This is a genomic window from Aeromonas sp. 30P, from assembly GCF_051919805.1.
Taxonomy (GTDB): Bacteria; Pseudomonadota; Gammaproteobacteria; order Enterobacterales; family Aeromonadaceae; genus Aeromonas; species Aeromonas veronii.
This window is the reverse complement of sequence record NZ_JBQBEA010000001.1, coordinates 1,219,894-1,237,381: the sequence shown is the minus strand read 5'-3', so window position 1 is coordinate 1,237,381 and position 17,488 is coordinate 1,219,894. Positions and strand designations below refer to the sequence as shown.

Annotated in this window: 14 protein-coding genes, 1 tRNA gene and 2 pseudogenes; 16 read left to right on the top strand and 1 reads right to left on the bottom strand. The window is 61.7% G+C overall.

Annotated features, from left to right (window positions below; translation table 11 throughout):
* Positions 1 to 124 precede the first annotated feature (124 nt).
* The 14 genes and pseudogenes from ACTG2B_RS05895 to exeN all read left to right on the top strand — a co-directional run bounded on the left by ACTG2B_RS05895 (position 125) and on the right by exeN (position 14,068).
* On the top strand, positions 125 to 1,693 hold the full coding sequence (locus ACTG2B_RS05895; RefSeq protein WP_040065846.1) for an ExeA family protein: 1,569 nt from the start codon (positions 125 to 127) through the stop codon (positions 1,691 to 1,693).
* Complete coding sequence (gene exeB, locus ACTG2B_RS05890; protein ID WP_439995341.1) at positions 1,693 to 2,385, top strand: GspB family T2SS assembly factor variant ExeB; 693 nt, start codon at positions 1,693 to 1,695, stop codon at positions 2,383 to 2,385. The genes ACTG2B_RS05895 and exeB overlap by 1 nt, the downstream gene beginning before the upstream one ends.
* Positions 2,386 to 2,612: 227 nt before the next feature.
* On the top strand, positions 2,613 to 3,446 hold the full coding sequence (exeC, locus tag ACTG2B_RS05885; protein ID WP_439996912.1) for a GspC family type II secretion system variant ExeC: 834 nt from the start codon (positions 2,613 to 2,615) through the stop codon (positions 3,444 to 3,446).
* Positions 3,447 to 3,467: 21 nt separating this feature from the next.
* Entirely contained in the window at positions 3,468 to 5,504 is a 2,037-nt protein-coding gene (gene exeD / locus ACTG2B_RS05880) for a GspD family T2SS secretin variant ExeD (protein WP_259583821.1), read from the top strand.
* Positions 5,504 to 7,009, top strand: coding sequence for a GspE family T2SS ATPase variant ExeE (gene exeE / locus ACTG2B_RS05875; protein WP_005338295.1), 1,506 nt, complete (start codon positions 5,504 to 5,506; stop codon positions 7,007 to 7,009). The genes exeD and exeE overlap by 1 nt, the downstream gene beginning before the upstream one ends.
* Before the next feature lies 1 nt (position 7,010).
* A complete protein-coding gene (gene exeF / locus ACTG2B_RS05870; protein ID WP_005338296.1) occupies positions 7,011 to 8,231 on the top strand; it encodes a GspF family T2SS innner membrane protein variant ExeF in 1,221 nt (406 codons plus the stop codon).
* A gap of 96 nt (positions 8,232 to 8,327) precedes the next feature.
* Positions 8,328 to 8,759 carry a GspG family T2SS major pseudopilin variant ExeG gene (gene exeG, locus ACTG2B_RS05865; protein ID WP_005338297.1) on the top strand — a complete coding sequence of 144 codons (432 nt, stop codon included), beginning with the start codon at positions 8,328 to 8,330 and terminating at the stop codon, positions 8,757 to 8,759.
* Between the two features lie 38 nt (positions 8,760 to 8,797).
* Positions 8,798 to 9,370 (top strand): GspH family T2SS minor pseudopilin variant ExeH, encoded by a 573-nt coding sequence (gene exeH, locus ACTG2B_RS05860; protein WP_005350046.1) that lies wholly within the window; start codon positions 8,798 to 8,800, stop codon positions 9,368 to 9,370.
* Positions 9,367 to 9,726, top strand: a complete 360-nt coding sequence (gene exeI / locus ACTG2B_RS05855; RefSeq protein ID WP_439995340.1) for a GspI family T2SS minor pseudopilin variant ExeI — start codon at positions 9,367 to 9,369, stop codon at positions 9,724 to 9,726. The genes exeH and exeI overlap by 4 nt, the downstream gene beginning before the upstream one ends.
* A pseudogene (gspJ, locus tag ACTG2B_RS05850) lies at positions 9,723 to 10,370 on the top strand (type II secretion system minor pseudopilin GspJ); the annotation flags it as partial. The gene exeI and the pseudogene gspJ, both read left to right, overlap by 4 nt.
* Before the next feature lie 136 nt (positions 10,371 to 10,506).
* On the top strand, positions 10,507 to 11,508 hold the full coding sequence (gene exeK, locus ACTG2B_RS05845) for a GspK family T2SS minor pseudopilin variant ExeK (protein ID WP_421348012.1): 1,002 nt from the start codon (positions 10,507 to 10,509) through the stop codon (positions 11,506 to 11,508).
* A 122-nt stretch (positions 11,509 to 11,630) separates the two neighbouring features.
* A pseudogene (exeL, locus tag ACTG2B_RS05840) lies at positions 11,631 to 12,816 on the top strand (GspL family type II secretion system protein ExeL).
* Positions 12,813 to 13,304, top strand: a complete 492-nt coding sequence (exeM, locus tag ACTG2B_RS05835; protein ID WP_005338305.1) for a GspM family type II secretion system protein ExeM — start codon at positions 12,813 to 12,815, stop codon at positions 13,302 to 13,304. The pseudogene exeL and the gene exeM overlap by 4 nt, the downstream one beginning before the upstream one ends.
* The gene (gene exeN / locus ACTG2B_RS05830; protein WP_439995339.1) at positions 13,301 to 14,068 is read left to right on the top strand and encodes a GspN family type II secretion system protein ExeN; all 768 of its coding nucleotides are present in this window, start codon (positions 13,301 to 13,303) and stop codon (positions 14,066 to 14,068) included. The genes exeM and exeN overlap by 4 nt, the downstream gene beginning before the upstream one ends.
* Positions 14,069 to 14,206: 138 nt before the next feature.
* On the opposite strand, the gene ACTG2B_RS05825 is transcribed toward exeN, so the two are convergent.
* Positions 14,207 to 14,294, bottom strand: a tRNA-Ser gene (locus ACTG2B_RS05825).
* Between the two features lie 208 nt (positions 14,295 to 14,502).
* Here ACTG2B_RS05825 and ACTG2B_RS05820 point away from each other — a divergent pair.
* Together ACTG2B_RS05820 and yccS are read left to right on the top strand one after the other, a co-directional pair.
* Complete coding sequence (locus ACTG2B_RS05820) at positions 14,503 to 15,159, top strand: Bax inhibitor-1/YccA family protein (RefSeq protein ID WP_005338308.1); 657 nt, start codon at positions 14,503 to 14,505, stop codon at positions 15,157 to 15,159.
* Between the two features lie 164 nt (positions 15,160 to 15,323).
* Positions 15,324 to 17,477, top strand: coding sequence for a YccS family putative transporter (gene yccS, locus ACTG2B_RS05815; protein ID WP_439995338.1), 2,154 nt, complete (start codon positions 15,324 to 15,326; stop codon positions 17,475 to 17,477).
* Positions 17,478 to 17,488: the final 11 nt, after the last annotated feature.

Genomic DNA, 17,488 nt, shown 5'->3' with positions numbered 1-17,488 from the left:
CACAAGATGGCAGGAAAAGGCCGCAATTTGCCCTCCGGCGCCAATGATGGCTTCCAATGAAAGCGAGGTTTGCTATCATCCGGAGACATTTTTCATCTGTCGCCGGCTACAAAAGAATACCCTCATGTACACACAGTTCTTCGGCCTCTCGGAACACCCGTTTTCCATCTCGCCCAATCCCAAGTACCTCTATATGAGCGAGCGCCACGGCGAAGCCCTTGCTCATCTCAACTATGGATTGCAGGATGGCGGCGGCTTTGTGCTGCTGACCGGCGAAGTGGGCACCGGCAAAACCACCGTCTCCCGCTGCCTGCTGCAACAGCTGCCCGCCGAGACCGAGATCGCCTATATCCTCAACCCCTCCCTGACCGAACGGGATCTGCTGGCCGCCATCTGCGACGAGTTTCAACTCCCCTATCCCGAGGATGCCGGGATCAAGCGGCTGTTCGACCTCATTCGCGATCACCTGCTGGCCAACCTGGCGGCAGGCAAGCGCAGCGTGGTACTGGTGGATGAGGCGCAGCACCTGCTGCCCGGCGTACTGGAGCAGCTGCGTCTGCTCACCAACCTCGAAACCGACGAACGAAAACTGCTGCAGGTGGTGCTGATCGGTCAGCCCGAGCTGCAACAGATGCTGCGCCAACCCCTGCTGCGTCAGCTGGCCCAGCGCATTACCGCCCGCTATCACCTGCTGCCGCTCTCTCACAGCGATGTGGATGCCTACGTCCGCTTCCGGCTGCAAGTCGCAGGCTGCGTACAACCCATCTTCACCCCGCGCGCCATCAAGACACTCCATCGCCTGAGTGGCGGCATCCCCCGTTTCATCAACCTCATCTGTGACCGCGCTCTGATCGCCGCTTTCGCCCGTGGCAGCTACAAGATTGTCCACAGCGATATCAGCCAGGCGGCCTTCGAGGTCAATGGCGTTCGGGACGAAGGGAGCTGGGCCTCCGGTCTGATGGTGACGCTGGCGGGCGCCCTGCTGGTGGCCGCAGGCTGGTGGGGTTGGCAATTTTTCGGCGTGTTCCCTACCCGTCCGGTAGTCAAGGTCGAGGTGCCGGTCACCATCGACGAGACCGCCGAGCAGCAGGAACAGCTGACCGAGGCGATCAATCAGGCCATCGACCCCGACAGCGCCATGCAGAATCTCTATCGGGTCTGGGGTTATGAACCTGAACCGTTCGAAGCAACCTGCGATAACGCCCCCCGTGCCGGTCTGCGCTGTCAGGAGGGAGAGGCAAGCCTCGACGAGCTGCGCGCCCTGCAGTATCCCGCCATGATCACGCTCACTGACCAGACTGGCGGCCTCTACTACGCGACCCTGGTCAATCTGGGGCCAAACAAAGCCAGCCTGATGATAGGTGACCAAAGCTGGCAGGTGGATCGCCAGTGGCTCAGCGACAACTGGGGCGGTAGCTACACCCTGCTCTGGCGCATGCCGAAAGGGGGGGTGAGCCTGATTGCCAGCAATGCCGGTCAGACCCAGATCCAGTGGCTCGACAACGCCCTGAGCCGTGCGCTGCAACAACCCGAGCGCAAGGTGCGCCGTTTCGATGGCGAGCTCAAGAACAAGCTGCAGCAGTTCCAGCGGGATCAGGGGCTGACCCCTGATGGTATCGCGGGCAGCAACACCCTGCTGCGTCTCAACGCCCTCTCCGGTGAACCCATGCCCAGACTGGAGGAGGCCTCCTGATGTCTACCCTGCTCAAGGCGCTGCGCCGTGCGCAGCAACCGCAACTCTCCGCCCATATTCCAGCCATGGGCTTGCCCATGCCCCGGGAAGAGGAGCGCAGCCCACGCCGCATTGGCTGGCTGCTGGCTCCCCTGGCCCTGTTGCTGGGGGCGGGCGCCAACTATGGCTGGCATCTGCTCCACCTGCGCCCCATCGAGGAGAAGGTGGAGGTGAAAGAGGTGATCACCCCGCCCTTCGTGCGGGTCGAACCCAAGGCGATGGTGACCCGTCCGCTGCCCCCGCCCCTGCCGGAGCCGGTGGCCCAACCCAGAGCAGTGGCCAAAAACGAAGGGACCAGTCAGGGGAATACCCCCGCGCTGAGTCTGGCCGAGCAGCTGATGAAAGCCCTCAATGAAACCCCATTGCAGGAGACGCCACACACCGCCAGCCAGAGCGTGCAACCAGCACAATTGATGGCGCTGGGCTCGGCACCCCAGTCGGTGCGCCAGCAGGTACCGCAATTGAGCTATGGCTCTCATGTGTTCTCCTCCAACCCCGCCAAGCGAGCCGTGGTGCTCAATGGCCGGGAATACCGGGAGGGGAGCGAAATCGCCCCGGGGGTCGTGCTCGCCACCATCGACCAGCAATACATAGTGCTGCAGGTCGCCGGACAGAGCGTGACCCTCAAGGTGCTGCAGGATTGGCGAGGATGAGTACGCACCGTACCCTGATGTTCGCTGGCAAGCAGGATGCACCTCACCTGAGTGCCACTTTTGTGAGCATTCAAAGGTTTACGGTGTGATGAAATATCCATTTTTACGGTTTGGCGCGCCCCGACCCGTTGTGTCACAGCCACCGGCCGTACACAATACGCAGCCGCCCCAGAGCCTGGAATTTGTTGATTAATATGACGCTACGATTCAGGGATGACATTTTGACCATGCTGCTGACCCAGTGCCGGCGGCTTCCCATGACCAGAGTCACCCAGGTGGCCTTTCTGGCGCTGCTGATCATGCTAGCCCAGCAGAGCGCCGCCCTCACCTGGCGTCTGCTCACCCTGGCAAGTCCGCAAACCAGCCAACCGTGGCAACCCTCCGCAGTGGCGGTCAGCGGCCAGAGCAATCCGCGCCTTGAACTGGGCGAGGTAAGCCGACTGGCGCTGTTTGGCAAGGCGCTCCCCAAGGCACAGGCCAAAGCCGCCGTGGCCGCCAATGCGCCGCGTACCCAGCTCAATGCCCAGCTCAACGGGGTGCTGGCCAGCTCTGATCCCGCCAAATCCATCGCCATCATCGCCATGTCCGGCATCCAGAACTCCTATGGGGTCGGTGACATGATTGACGGCACCCAGGCGCGGATCCGGCAGGTCTATCCGGATCGGGTGATCATCGAGCGGGATGGCCGCGACGAGACCCTGATGCTGGATGGCGAGGAGTATGGCAAGCCGCTGCCGCAGACCAACACCGCCCCCCTTGGCTCCCTGCGCAGCGAGCTGATGGCCGATCCGGGCAAGATCACCGATTACCTCAATATTTCACCGGTTCAGGTGGATGGCCGCATGACCGGCTATCGCCTCAATCCGGGCAGCAATCCTGAGTTTTTCAACCAGAGCGGGCTGCAGGCCAATGACCTGGCCATCAGCATCAACGGGCTGGATTTACGGGACAACATGCAAGCCATGCAGGCGATGCAGCAGATGGCTGGCGCAACGGAAATGACAGTGACCGTCGAGCGACAGGGCGAACAGTTCGACATCTATGTGCGCTTGTCAGAATAATGATTTGGAGTCGTACCAATAATGACCACTAAAGGGAAAAGCTGGCGTCTGGCCACTATCGCAGCGGCACTGATGATGGCGGGCTCAGCTTGGGCCACCGAATACTCTGCCAGTTTCAAGAACGCCGACATTGAAGAGTTCATCAATACGGTGGGCAAGAACCTCAATAAAACCATCATCATAGAGCCCTCGGTGCGCGGCAAGATCAACGTGCGCAGCTACGACCTGCTCAATGAGGAGCAGTACTACCAGTTCTTCCTGAGCGTGCTCGATGTCTACGGCTTTGCCGTGGTGCCGATGGACAACGGAGTGCTCAAGGTGCTGCGCTCGCGGGATGCCAAGACCTCCGCCATTCCGGTGGTGGATGGCAGCAACCCGGGCATGGGCGACGAGATGGTGACCCGGGTCGTGCCGGTGCGCAACGTCTCGGTCCGTGAACTGGCACCACTGCTGCGCCAGCTCAACGACAACGCCGGTGGTGGCAACGTGGTGCACTACGAGCCCTCCAACGTGCTGCTGATCACCGGCCGCGCCGCCGTGGTCAACCGTCTGGTGGAGGTGGTGAACCGGGTCGACCGCGCAGGCGATCAGGATGTGGACATCATCAAGCTCAAGTTTGCCTCGGCGGGTGAAATGGTGCGGCTGGTGACCAACCTCAACAAGGATGGCAACCCCCAGGGCGGCACCGCCTCCCTGCTGCTCTCCCCCAAGGTGGTGGCCGACGAGCGCACCAACTCTGTGGTGGTGAGTGGTGAGCCGAAAGCGCGCGCCCGCATCATCCAGATGGTGCGCCAGCTCGACCGCGACCTGCAGAGCCAGGGCAACACCCGGGTCTTCTACCTCAAATATGGCAAGGCCAAAGACATGGTCGAGGTGCTCAAGGGGGTCAGCTCCAGCATCGAGGCCGACAAGAAGGGCGGCGGCGCAACCACAGGTGGCGCCAGCATCGGCGGTGGCAAGCTGGCCATCTCCGCTGACGAGACCACCAATGCGCTGGTCATCACCGCCCAGCCGGACGTGATGTCCGAACTGGAGCAGGTGGTGGCCAAGCTCGATATCCGCCGCGCCCAGGTGCTGGTGGAGGCGATCATCGTCGAAATAGCTGACAGCGATGGCCTCAACCTCGGGGTACAGTGGAATCATGCCGACTATGGTTCGATTCAATATCCCGATACCGGAGTCCCCATTACCTCGAAAGTCACAGCAGACAAGCTCAAAGATAACGGGAATCCGGAACCCATTACCAAGCTCATGTCGACCGTAAATGGCATGGCCGCCGGTTTCTATCACGGCGACTGGGCCATGCTGACGACAGCTCTGGCTTCCAATACCAAGAACGATATTCTATCGACCCCGAGTATCGTCACCATGGACAACAAGGAAGCCTCTTTCAATGCAGGCAAGGAAGTACCTGTCCAGACAGGCACTCAAAGTTCGACCAGTAGTGACAGCGTCTTCAATACCATTGAGCGCAAAACGGTCGGAACCAAGTTAACCGTCACCCCTCAGATCAACGAAGGGGATTCGGTGCTGCTGAATATCGAACAGGAGGTCTCCAGTGTTGGCAAGCAGGCTGAAGGTACCTCTGGCCTGGGCCCAACATTTGATACCCGTACAGTGAAAAACTCGGTATTGGTGAAGAGCGGTGAAACCGTGGTGCTGGGCGGTTTGATGGATGAACAGACCAAAGAAGAAATCTCCAAGGTACCACTGCTCGGTGATATTCCTGTGCTGGGCTATCTGTTTCGCTCCACCTCCAACTCAACATCCAAGCGCAATCTGATGGTCTTTATCCGCCCGACAATTTTGCGTGATGCCGATGTGTACTCCGGCCTATCCAATAACAAATATTCCCTGTTCCGTGCTGAACAACTGGAAGCGGCAGCTCAGGAAGGGTACCTCACCTCGCCCAAGCGCCAGGTATTACCGGTTTACGGCCAGGATGTGATGGTGTCGCCCGAGCTGCAAAAAGAGATCCAGAAGCAGATCAACGAGATGCGGAGCAGACAGCAAAGCACTGTCGAGACCACCACCCCGTTTGTGCAGAGTAAGCCCTGATGAGCGCCTACCATCTGGATGGAAGCGTCGGGCCTGCGCCACTGCCCGAGCTCCCCTTTGTCTTTGCCCGCAACTTCGGGGTGATCCTGATTGAGCGGGACGGCGCCCCCGTGCTGCAGTGCCGCCCTGGCGTCACCCCGCAAGCCCTGCTGGAAGTGCGGCGGGTCGCGGGTTGCAGCTTCGCGGTAGAGCAGCTCGACAACGAGGCCTTCGAAGAGCTGCTGATGGCTCACTACCAGCGCGACTCCTCCGAGGCACGCCAGCTGATGGAAGATCTCGGCAACGAGATGGACTTCTTCGCCCTGGCCGAAGAGCTGCCCCAGAGTGAAGACCTGCTGGACGCCGATGACGATGCCCCCATCATTCGCCTCATCAACGCCATGCTGAGCGAGGCGATAAAAGAAGAGGCCTCCGATATCCATATCGAGACCTTTGAGCGGGCACTGGTAATCCGTTTTCGCATCGATGGGGTGCTGCGGGAGATCCTGCGCCCCCATCGCAAGCTAGCCTCACTCCTGGTCTCGCGGATCAAGGTGATGTCGCGGATGGATATCGCCGAGAAGCGGGTACCGCAGGATGGCCGTATCTCGTTGCGTATCGGCGGCCGCGCCGTCGATGTGCGGGTCTCCACCATGCCGTCCAGCTACGGCGAGCGGGTGGTATTGCGTCTGCTCGACAAGAACAACGTGCGCCTCGAGCTCAAACAGCTGGGGATGACCGCGGCCAACCGCACCATCATCAGCGAGCTTATTCGCAAGCCCCACGGCATTATTCTGGTTACCGGCCCGACCGGTTCCGGTAAATCCACCACCCTCTATGCGGCACTGTCTGAAATCAACTCGCGGGATCGCAACATCCTGACGGTGGAAGACCCTATCGAATATGACCTCGAAGGGGTGGGCCAGACCCAGGTCAACACCAAGGTGGACATGACCTTCGCCCGCGGCCTGCGCGCCATCTTGCGTCAGGATCCGGATGTGGTGATGGTGGGTGAAATCCGAGATCTGGAAACCGCCCAGATTGCGGTGCAGGCGTCGCTGACCGGTCACCTGGTGATGTCGACCCTGCACACCAACACCGCCATCGGCGCCATCACCCGGATGCGGGACATGGGGATCGAGCCCTTCCTGCTCTCCTCGTCGCTCTTGGCGGTGCTGGCCCAGCGGCTGGTGCGCACCCTCTGCCCCGATTGCCGCGCCCCGCGCCCCATCACCGAGCAGGAGCGCCTCGCCATGGGCATCGAGCTGGCCCCCGATCAGCAGGTGTGGCGTCCGGTCGGGTGCGAGCTGTGCAACCACACCGGCTACCGTGGCCGGACCGGCATCCACGAGCTGGTGGTGATCGACGAAGCGGTGCGAGAAGCCATTCACAGCGCCAGCGGCGAGCTCGCCATCGAGCGGCTGATCCGCGGCCACACCCCCAGCATCCGCCGTGACGGCATCGACAAGGTCCTCAAGGGGCAGACCAGCCTCGAAGAGGTACTGCGCGTGACCCGGGAAGATTGAGATGGCGGCATTCGAATACAAGGCCCTCGACAACAAGGGGCGCAGCAAGAGCGGCGTGATGGAGGGCGACTCGGCCCGTCAGGTACGCCAGTTGCTGCGCGAGCAGGGGCTCACCCCCCTCGAAGTGAACGAGACCACCGAGAAGGCGAAACGGGAAGCGACCCGCTTCGCCCTGTTTCGTCGTGGTGCCAGCACAGCCGAGCTGGCCCTCATCACTCGCCAGCTGGCCACCCTGGTGGGCGCCGGTCTCACCATCGAAGAGGCGCTCAAAGCGGTGGCCGAGCAGTGCGAAAAAGCCCATTTGCGCTCTCTGGTGGCGACGGTGCGCAGCAAGGTGGTGGAAGGTTATTCGCTGGCCGACTCGCTGGGGGCTTTTCCCCACGTGTTCGACCAGCTGTTTCGCTCCATGGTGGCGGCCGGTGAAAAATCGGGCCATCTGGAGAAGGTGCTCAACCGCCTCGCCGACTACACCGAGCAGCGCCAGCATATGCGCACCAAGCTGTTGCAGGCGATGATCTACCCCATCGTGCTTACCTGCGTGGCTATCGGGGTTATCTCGATCCTGCTCACCGCCGTGGTGCCCAAGGTGGTGGCCCAGTTTGAACACATGGGCCAACAGTTGCCGGGCACCACCCGTTTTCTCATCGGTACCAGCGAACTGATGCAGGCCTACGGCCTCTGGTTCCTGCTGCTGATCTTCCTTGGCAGCTTTGTCTGGCGCTGGTGGCTCACCGATGAAAAACGCCGCAGACGTTGGCATCAGGTGCTGCTCGGCCTGCCGGTGATTGGCCGGGTCAGCCGCGGTCTCAACACCGCCCGCTTCGCCCGAACTTTAAGCATCCTCAACGCCAGTGCGGTGCCGCTGCTGGAGGGGATGAAGATCTCCGGCGAAGTGCTCTCCAACGACTTTGCCAGAATGCGCATTCTCGAGGCTGCCGAACGGGTGCGCGAGGGGACCAGTCTGCGCAAGTCGCTGACCGAGACCAAGATTTTCCCGCCCATGATGCTGCATATGATCGCCTCCGGCGAGCAGAGCGGCGAGCTCGACAGCATGCTGGAGCGGGCGGCGGACAACCAGGATCGGGAGTTTGAATCCCAGGTCAACATCGCCCTCGGGGTGTTCGAACCCATGCTGGTGGTTTCCATGGCCGGGGTGGTGCTGTTTATCGTGATGTCGATCCTGCAGCCGATCCTCGAGCTCAACAATATGGTGAATATGTAAGTTTCCGGTGTTCGGTGGCGCCGCTGGCGGCCCGTCGAACCCACCCAGTGATCACTCTCTGATGGGCATCCCATCTCATTCGTTACGGAGCAACTCATGAACAAACGTCGTCAATCCGGTTTTACCCTGCTGGAAGTCATGGTGGTCATCGTGATCCTCGGCATTCTGGCCAGTCTGGTGGTGCCCAACCTGATGGGCAACAAGGAGAAAGCTGACCAGCAGAAAGCGGTCTCCGATATCGTGGCGCTGGAAAACGCCCTCGACATGTACAAGCTGGACAACAACCGCTACCCGACCACCGAACAGGGTCTGGACGCGCTGGTGACCAAGCCTTCTATCGATCCGGCGCCGCGCAGCTACCGCGATGGCGGCTACATCAAGCGCCTGCCGCAAGATCCCTGGGGCAACCCGTACCAGCTGCTGAGCCCGGGCCAGTTCGGCAAGATCGACATCTTCTCCATGGGTCTGGATGGTGAAGCCGGTACCGATGACGACATCGGCAACTGGAACCTGAAGGATTTCCAATAAGTGATGTGCCGCCACCGCACTCCTTGTGAGCTGACTGCATGAAGCGGTCTCTCTCCTTTCATCGCCAATCCGGCTTTACTCTGCTGGAAGTGTTGCTGGTCGCCATGCTGATGGGGCTGGTGGCCACCGCCGTCACTCTCAGCATGGGAGGCGCCAGAGGAGATCGGGAGCTGGATAAGCAGGCGCGTCGCCTGATGGCGACGCTGCAGCTGGCGCAGGAGTATGCGGTGATGGATGGTCGGCTGGTAGGCATTCGCATCGAGGATAACGGCTGGCAGTTTATGCAGCGTCAGGCCAAAGATCGCAAGTGGCTGGCCCTGACTGGCGACAAGCAGCTGGGGCCGGTGCAACTGGCCGAGAACATGACGCTGGCGCTGGAGCTGGAAGGCTTTGGCTGGCAGCCGGACTCCGACGAGAAAACCGAACAGAAGCGCGACGAGAAGGAGCGCACGCCGCAGTTGCTCATCTTCCCAGGCGGCGAGCTGAGCCCGTTCGTGCTCACCTTCACCCAGCAGGATGACGATGCCCGCTACACCCGCATCGTCAAAGGGGACGAGTTCGGCCGCCTCACCCTGCTCACCGGTGATGAAGATGAAGAGGTGAGCGAATGAAAGCCCGGGGCATGACACTACTCGAAGTCATGGTGGCGCTGGCAGTCTTTGCCATCGCGGGTCTCGCGGTAATGAAAACCGCCAGCGAACACCTCTCGGCCCTCAACTATCTGGAGCAGAAGACACTCGCCACCTGGGTGGTGGAGAACCAGCTGGTGCAACAGAAGCTCGAGAACAAGTGGCCCGGTGACAGCTGGGTGGAAGGGGATGAGCAGATGGCGGGCAGCACCTGGTACTGGCGCTATCGCGGCGTCGCCACCGCCGACAACAACTTCCGGGCGCTCGATATGGAAGTGCGCACCGAGGCCAAGGCCGAGAACCCGGTCGCCGTGATGCGGACCTATATCAGCCGATGACCCAGCACTCCGCCCGCACGCCTCGTACCGTCCGTCACGCCGGTTTCACCCTGCTCGAAATGCTGGTGGCGATCGCCATCTTCGCCACTCTCAGCATGGGCGCCTATCAGGTGCTGCAAGGGGTGCTCACCAGCGACGAGGTGGCCAAGCGCAAGGAGGCCCGCCTCAACGAACTGCAGCTCGCCTTCACCCTGCTGGAGCGAGACATCACCCAGATGGTGCCGCGCAGCGGTCGCATCGAGGGGGAGAACAACAAGGTGCTGCTGGCGGCTTCCCGGTTCGGCCAGCAGAGCGATGACTGGGGCATGGCCTTTATGCGCAGCGGCTGGCTCAACCCGGACGGCATGCTGCCCCGCTCCCATCTGCAGCGGGTCGGCTGGCGCCTCAAGGATCAGAAGCTGGAGCGCCTGAGCTACCTCTATCCGGATCCGGTGATCGGCACCGAGCCGCGCATCCAGCCGGTGCTGACAGGGGTCACGGCGTTTCGCCTCTACTTCTTCGACAAGGGCAACTGGAAAGAGGAGTGGACCCAGCGCAGCGTGCTGCCCCACGGGCTGGCAGTGGAGCTGGATCTGGAAGATTACGGCACCATTCGCCGCCAGTTCCTGATTGGTGCCGGTGGCCAGCGCGCCGAAGAGAACAGCCAGAGCAGCAACCCCGACCAAGGTGGCAACAACAACAACAACAACAACAACAACAACAACAACAACAACGGGAACAACGGCGGCAACGGCAATACCAATAGCGGTAATGGTGACAGCCAGAACGGAGGGGGCGCCAATGCGGGCTAATCTCGCCGCCCCCGGTCGCCAGCGCGGCATGGCGCTGCTGGTGGTGCTGCTGATCCTCTCGGTGATGGTGATCATCGCCAGCAATATGAGCGGCCGCCTGCAGCTTGAGCTGCGCCGCACCGCCAACATCACCACAGGCAAACAGGCGTGGTGGTATGCCCTCTCGGCAGAGGCGCTGGTGAGCAAGGTGCTGACGCAGGATTTCAAGGACAATCCCGAGGTGGTCAACCTCAGCCAGAACTGGGCCCGCAAGAACACTGTATTTCCGGTGGACGATGGCCAGCTCAAGGGCGAGGTGACCGACCTGCAATCCTGCTTCAACCTCAACAGCCTGAGCGTGGCCTCCAAGGCGGGAAGCGGCGAGGAGCTGGCGCAGCAGCCCTATCCGGTGCAGGTGTTTCGCGAACTGCTCAAGCAGCTGGCGATGGATGATTACGAGGCGGCCCAGCTCACCGATGCCATCCGTGACTGGACCGACAAGGATACGGTGCTGGTCTCCAGCCTTGGCGCAGAGGACGCCTATTACGAGGGTCTCAAGCCACCCTACCTCACCGCCAACCAGTGGATGTTGGGCAAGGACGAGCTGAGGGCGGTGCGCGGGGTGACTGCCAGGGTCTATGCCAAACTGGCCCCCTATATCTGCACCCTGCCCAGCGACAAGTTGAAGATCAATATAAATACCCTTGCCCCCGAGCGCCCCGAGCTGCTGGTTGCCCTCTATCTGGGTACTATCGGGCGGGATGACGCCAAGCGAGTACTGAACGAGCGGCCACAGAAGGGGTGGAAAGAGAGCAAGCTGATGACAGACATGCTCGCTCCGGTCGATTCGGTGAAAGGACTGAAAGAGGCGCTGGTGGTCAAGAGCGACTTCTTCGAAGCCCGAGTCGTGGCCGAGGTCGGCGACAACCGGGCCTGGCTCGAAACCCTGTTCCAGCGGGGCAAGGACAATAAACTGGTGATGCTGCGCCGCCTCAGTAGTGGCGCCGAATAAACAGCGCATCTGCGGGCCCTCGCCCGCGGGTACGAGAGATGTTGGATGCAGCCTGCGGGCTGCGCACCGGTTGCCAGGGCGCACAACGCCCTTTGCAAACCGGTATCGCAGGAGAGAGATGCGTGAGCGAAAGTCTGGTCATCCGACTGGGGACCAATAAACAACAACCCGTGGCCTGGCTGGTCTGGTCCGGTCAGGAGCAGGAGATCATCGCCTCCGGCACCCTGCCCTCGGCCGATGCCCTGGGCGAGCTGCAGGAGCGGGCCGGTGGCCGCCCCGTGGTCACGCTAGTGCCGGGCAGCGATCTGATCTTCCGGCGCGTCACCCTGCCGGGTCGCTACAACCGCCAGTCGGCGGCGGCCCTCCCCTACCTGCTGGAGGAGCAGATCGCCTCCGACGTGGACGAGCTCCATCTGGTGGTGCTGGCCCACGAGGGCCAGCAGGTGGATCTGATGGCAGTGGATCGGCAGAAGATGGGCGAGTGGCTCGGCTGGCTCGATGCCGCTGGCCTCAAGAGCCTGCAACTGCTGCCCGATGCGCTGGCGCTGCCACAGGCCGCTGATGGCTGGTCTGCGCTGCAACTCGGCAGCGAGTGGCTGGTACGCCAGGGCCCCTGTCAGGGGATCGTCGCCGACGAACCGCTGCTGGCCATCTTGCTGGCAACCGAAGTCGAGCCGGTCACCATCCACAGCCACACCCCGGTGCCCGCCATTGCCGCCGCCAACTGGCAGGCGGCGGAGCCCGAGCTGCCCATGCTGCTGCTGGCCAAAGGGGCACTCACCTGCCGCGCCAACCTGCTGACCCGGCCCCTATCGACCCCAGACCGAATATGCCCGCTACTGGTTGCAGTGGCGCAAGGTAGCCATCACCGCGGGCCTGTTGCTGCTGGTGGCCCTCGGCCAGCGCGGGGTGCAGCTCTATCAGCTCACCGAGCAGGACAAGGCGCTGAAAGCGGAGATCCGCGCGGTCTATACCCGCATCTTCCCGGGAGAGAGCCGCATCGTGAACGTACGCAGCCAGATGAACCAGCATCTGCAACAGATGGGACAAGCCCCGCAAAACGGCGTGCTGCTGATGCTCACCGAGCTGGCCCCCACCTTTGCCGAAGTCCCCGGCCTGAAACCACAGGTGATGCGCTTTGATGCCAGTCGCCGCGAGCTGAGGCTGCAGGTGACCGCCCCAGGCTTTGCCGAGATCGAGCGGTTCCGCGAGCTGGCCGGCAAGCAATTCGAGGTACAGCAAGGCGAGGTGCGCAGCACCGAGGGCAAGGTAGAGGGCGCACTGGTGCTCAAGGGTAAATCATCATGATGGAAAAATTGCAGAGCTGGTGGCACGGCATCACCGCACGGGAACAGCGGCTGGTGGTCGCAGGCGGCGTTCTGCTGCTGGTCGGTCTCTTCTACTGGAGCGTCTGGCAGCCCATCGCCAACCGCATCGCAGAGCGGGAGCGGCAGGTGCAGAACCAGCAGCAGACCCTCGCCTGGCTCAAGGAGAAGGGGGAAGAGGTGCTGGCCATGCAAGGGGGCTCGGGTCGCCAGATCGATACCAGCGGCACCCTGGAAGGGGTGGTCAACCGCACCGCCTTCAACCACAAGATCAAGATTGCCCGGCTGCAACCCCAGGCGCAGGAGCTGCAAGTGTGGATCGACACGGTCCAGTTCGATGACTTGCTGCTCTGGCTCTCCACGCTGGTGGAGCAGCACGGCATTCAGGTTCAAATAATCGAGATCGCCCGCGAGGATCTGGCACCGGGTCTGGTCAAGGTCAGACGTTTGCAGTTGAGTCGTCCACAATGAAAAAACGCATCCTGATTGCCAGCCTGTTTCTGGCCGCCTATCTGCTCTTCCTGCTGGCCACCCTGCCCGCGGCATTGGTGGCTCGCCATCTGCCGCTGCCTGCCAATGTTGCCAACCTGCTGAAACTGGAAGGGGTGAGCGGCACCCTCTGGAATGGCCAGATTGCCCGACTGCAATATGCCAGCGAATCTGTGACCCAACTGCGCTGGGATCTCAACGGCTGGTCGCTGCTGCGCTTCGCCCCCGAAGTGGCCATACGCTTTGGCGATCGCAACGGGCTGAACGGTCAGGGCGTTGTCGGCTGGAATGGCGCAGCCTTCGGCCGGGATCTGACCCTCAACGCCCCCGCCCCCTGGTTGCTGAGCCGGGTGCCGATGCGCCTGCCGATCCCGATCACCGTCAGCGGCCAGCTGCAGCTCAAAGTGGAGCAATTTGCCCAGGGCAACCCCTGGTGTGACAACCTCTACGGCAACCTCGACTGGTACAACGCCAGCGCCGATACCCCGGCGGGCAAGCTGGATCTGGCCGATCCTGAGCTGAAACTCACCTGCCTCGACTCCAAACTGGTGGCCGAACTCAAGCAGGGCTCCGATGCGGTGCAGACCATGGGTCGCCTCGAGCTGCAACCCAATGGCCAATACCTGTTCCAGGGCACCCTGAAGCCGGGCCCGGCACTGCCACCGCAGATGCAGCAGGGGCTCCCCTTCCTCGGCCAGCCCGACAGTCAGGGCCGCTTCCCCCTGCGCTATCAGGGGCGGATCTAAGCCATCATTCAAGGTGAAAATGGCTCAGGGACAACCCGAGCCATTTTTATCGTCCATGTGACGTGTCAGTTGAAATGCCAGATACGACAGATACAAAAAAGCCCAAGCGGGTGACCGCTTGGGCTTTCTCTTTGAATATGGCGGAGGAGGTGGGATTTGAACCCACGGATGGTCGCCCATCGCCGGTTTTCAAGACCGGTGCATTCAGCCGCTCTGCCACCCCTCCGAACGGCGTGCATACTACGCTAAGCCCTTGTTCATATGCAATACATATTTCCTGTGGGATAGTGTGCGGGAGCAAAATGGCAGGTGGCTTGAAATTGTTCCTCGTCATCCCTATTTGTTCTACATACAATGCGTAAACATGCAGTAACAAACAGCGATCACGAGGCGGCTGCTCGCCGTCTCACCCGGACATCAAGAGGACACCCAAGATGGATACCCGTTCTATCTACACTGGCACCCAAAGTGCCGTACGCGATACCAACAAGGTGCTGCGTAACACCTATATGCTGCTCTCCCTCACTCTGGGCTTCTCTGCCGTGGTGGCGGGGGTCGCTACCGTGATGAACATGCCGCCGCTGCACTGGGCCGTGTTCCTGATCGGCGTCTACGGTCTGATGTTCCTGACCGAGAAGAATCGCAACAACGGCATGGGGCTGGTCTTCACCTTCGCCCTGACCGGTCTGCTGGGCTATAGCCTGGGCCCCATCATCAACATGTACATGAACAATGGTGGTGGCGAGATCGTGATGACCGCCCTTGGCGGTACCGCGCTCACCTTCTTCGGTCTGTCAGCCTATGCCCTGACTACCAAGCGTGACCTCTCTTTCATCGGCGGCATGCTGTTCGTCGGTTTCTGGGTACTGCTGGTGGCAATGATTGCCAATATCTTCCTGCAGATGAGCGCCCTGAGCCTGGCTCTGTCCGCCATGTTCATGCTCTTCTCCTCCGGTGCCATCCTGCTGACTACCCAGCAGATCGTGCGCGGCGGCGAGACCAACTACATCTCTGCCACCGTCACCCTGTATGTCTCCATCTACAACATCTTCCTGAGCCTGCTGAGCCTGCTTGGCGGCAACCGCAACTAATCAAAAACCCCGCTTCGGCGGGGTTTTTATTGGCTCCTGTTTCTGTCAGGATAAGTTGCAAATCAAGGATATGATGCGAAGCGGCCCTGATCCAAATCAGGGCCGCTTCTCGCTTGGCGGGGTAACATCCTGCCCTCGTTTCGTTCAAGGGTTGTTCCTGTTTCATGCCGATGGATCTCTCTGGCCTGCTGCGCCGACTGCTGACCGATAGTCACATCTACTTCGCACTCAAGGTGCTGCTGGCCATTCTCGGTCTGCTCGCCTTCACCCTGGCCACCGGCAATAACCAGCTCACCGTGCTGCTCTCCCTCGGGGTCGTGGCGGGCGCCATCGCCGAAACCGACGACAGCCTGTGGGGACGGCTCAAAAACCTCGCCATGACGCTGATTTGCTTCATGTTCGCGTCCCTGTGTGTGCAGTATCTCTACCCCACCCCCTGGCTGTTTGCCATCGGGCTGGCCAGCTCCACCTTTATCTTCGTGATGGTGGGGGCGCTCGGTGCCCGCTACGCCACCATCAGCTTCGGCTCACTGCTGATCGCCATCTACACTATGCTGGGTGCCGCCAAGGCGCCGGATCTCTTCTACCAGCCGCTGGCCCTCGGCGCTGGCGCCCTCTGGTACGGGCTGGTCTCGTTTATCTGGCTCTGGCTGCTGCCCTACAAAACCCTGCACGAGCAGCTGGCCCAGAGCTACTTCGCCCTTGGCCGCTACCTGCTGGAAAAGTCCCGCTTCTTCCCGGCGGACGAGCACGGCGCCCAGGCCATTCGCCACAATCTGGCCCAGCTCAACATCAATCTGGTGAGCGCGCTGACCCTCACCAAATCGGCCCTCAACGCCCGCCTGAGCCGCCGCCATCCGGCAAGCCCGGAGCTGGCCAGCCTGCTGCGCCTCTACCTGCTGGCGCTGGAAATTCACGAACGCGCCACCTCCAGCCACTATCCCTACAGCCGACTGGAAGCCGAGCTCAAGCAGGGCATAGTGCTGGAAGGATTTCAGGAGGTGTTCCTGCAGCTCTCCGAGGCGTGCCAGCGGCTCGGTTACGCCATTCTGGTCCACAAGCCCTACGCCCATAACAAGCGCATTCACTGGACACTGGAGGCCCTCGGCGATCAGCTGGAGTTCACCAATCTCAAGCAGCACTACCCGAAAACCCTGCTGACGCCGATGAAGTTCCTGCGCCGCAATCTGGCCAGCATCAATCAGCTGCTGGGCAGCGCCGAAGTGCTGCAAAACCCCGAGCAGCCGGAGCAGGAGCTGCCCGCGCTGGCGCGCCCGCCCCGCCTGCCGCTGCTGACCCAGCTCAAGCAGCACCTCACCTTGCACTCCATGGTGTTTCGCCATGCGCTACGCCTCTCCTTGGGTCTGGTGATCGGTTACGGCATACTGCAAGCCTTTGATCTGGAAAAGGGCTACTGGATTTTGCTGACCGTGCTGTTTGTCTGCCAGCCCAGCTACAGCGCCACCCGCCGCCGACTGGTGCAACGGATGCTCGGCACCTTCGCCGGTATTCTGGTGGGCATTCCGGTGCTCTGGCTCTTCCCCGAGCTGCACGTCCAACTGGTGGTGATGGGGCTGGCCGCCTTCCTGTTTTTCACCCAGGTGCGCAACAACTACAGCGCCGCGGTCTGCTTTATCACCCTCTACGTGCTGATGGCGTTCAACCTGCTCGATGGCATCGGCTTTGCCATTCTGGGGCCGCGGCTGCTCGATACCCTGCTCGGCTGCCTGATCTCCTACGGGCTGGTGGCCTGGCTCTGGCCGGACTGGCAGTACAAGCGGCTGCCGACGCTTATCGCTAACTCGCTCTCGGCCAATGCCCGCTACCTCTCGGCGGTGCTGGCGAGCCTCAAGCAGCAGCGCGATGAGTCCATCGACTATCGGGTGGCGCGCAAGAGCGCCCATCTGGCAGACAGCGAGCTGGCCACCGCCTGGCAGAGCATGCTGGTGGAGCCGCAAAAGCGCCGCCGCTTCCTCGATCTCTGCTTTACCCTCACCTGGCGCAACCACGCCCTGCTCTCCTACATCTCGGCGCTGGGGGCCCATCGCGACAAACTGGAGGCCATCAGCGGGCTGGATGAGGTGCGCCACCACATCTGCCACACCCTGGAGCAGGCCGCCGGTCATCTGGCGGGCAACCCCTCCAGCTCCATCGGAGGTCAGTGCCCCATTCTTTGCACGGACAGCAGCGAGGAGCAGCTGATGCTGACCCAGCAGCTCAACCTGATCAGCGAGCTGGCGGATCAGCTGCTGCATCTGGCTAACGAGAGCCGGTTGCTCACCGGGGATCAAGGCGCTACCATGCCCGCCCAATCCTGATAGCCCCATTA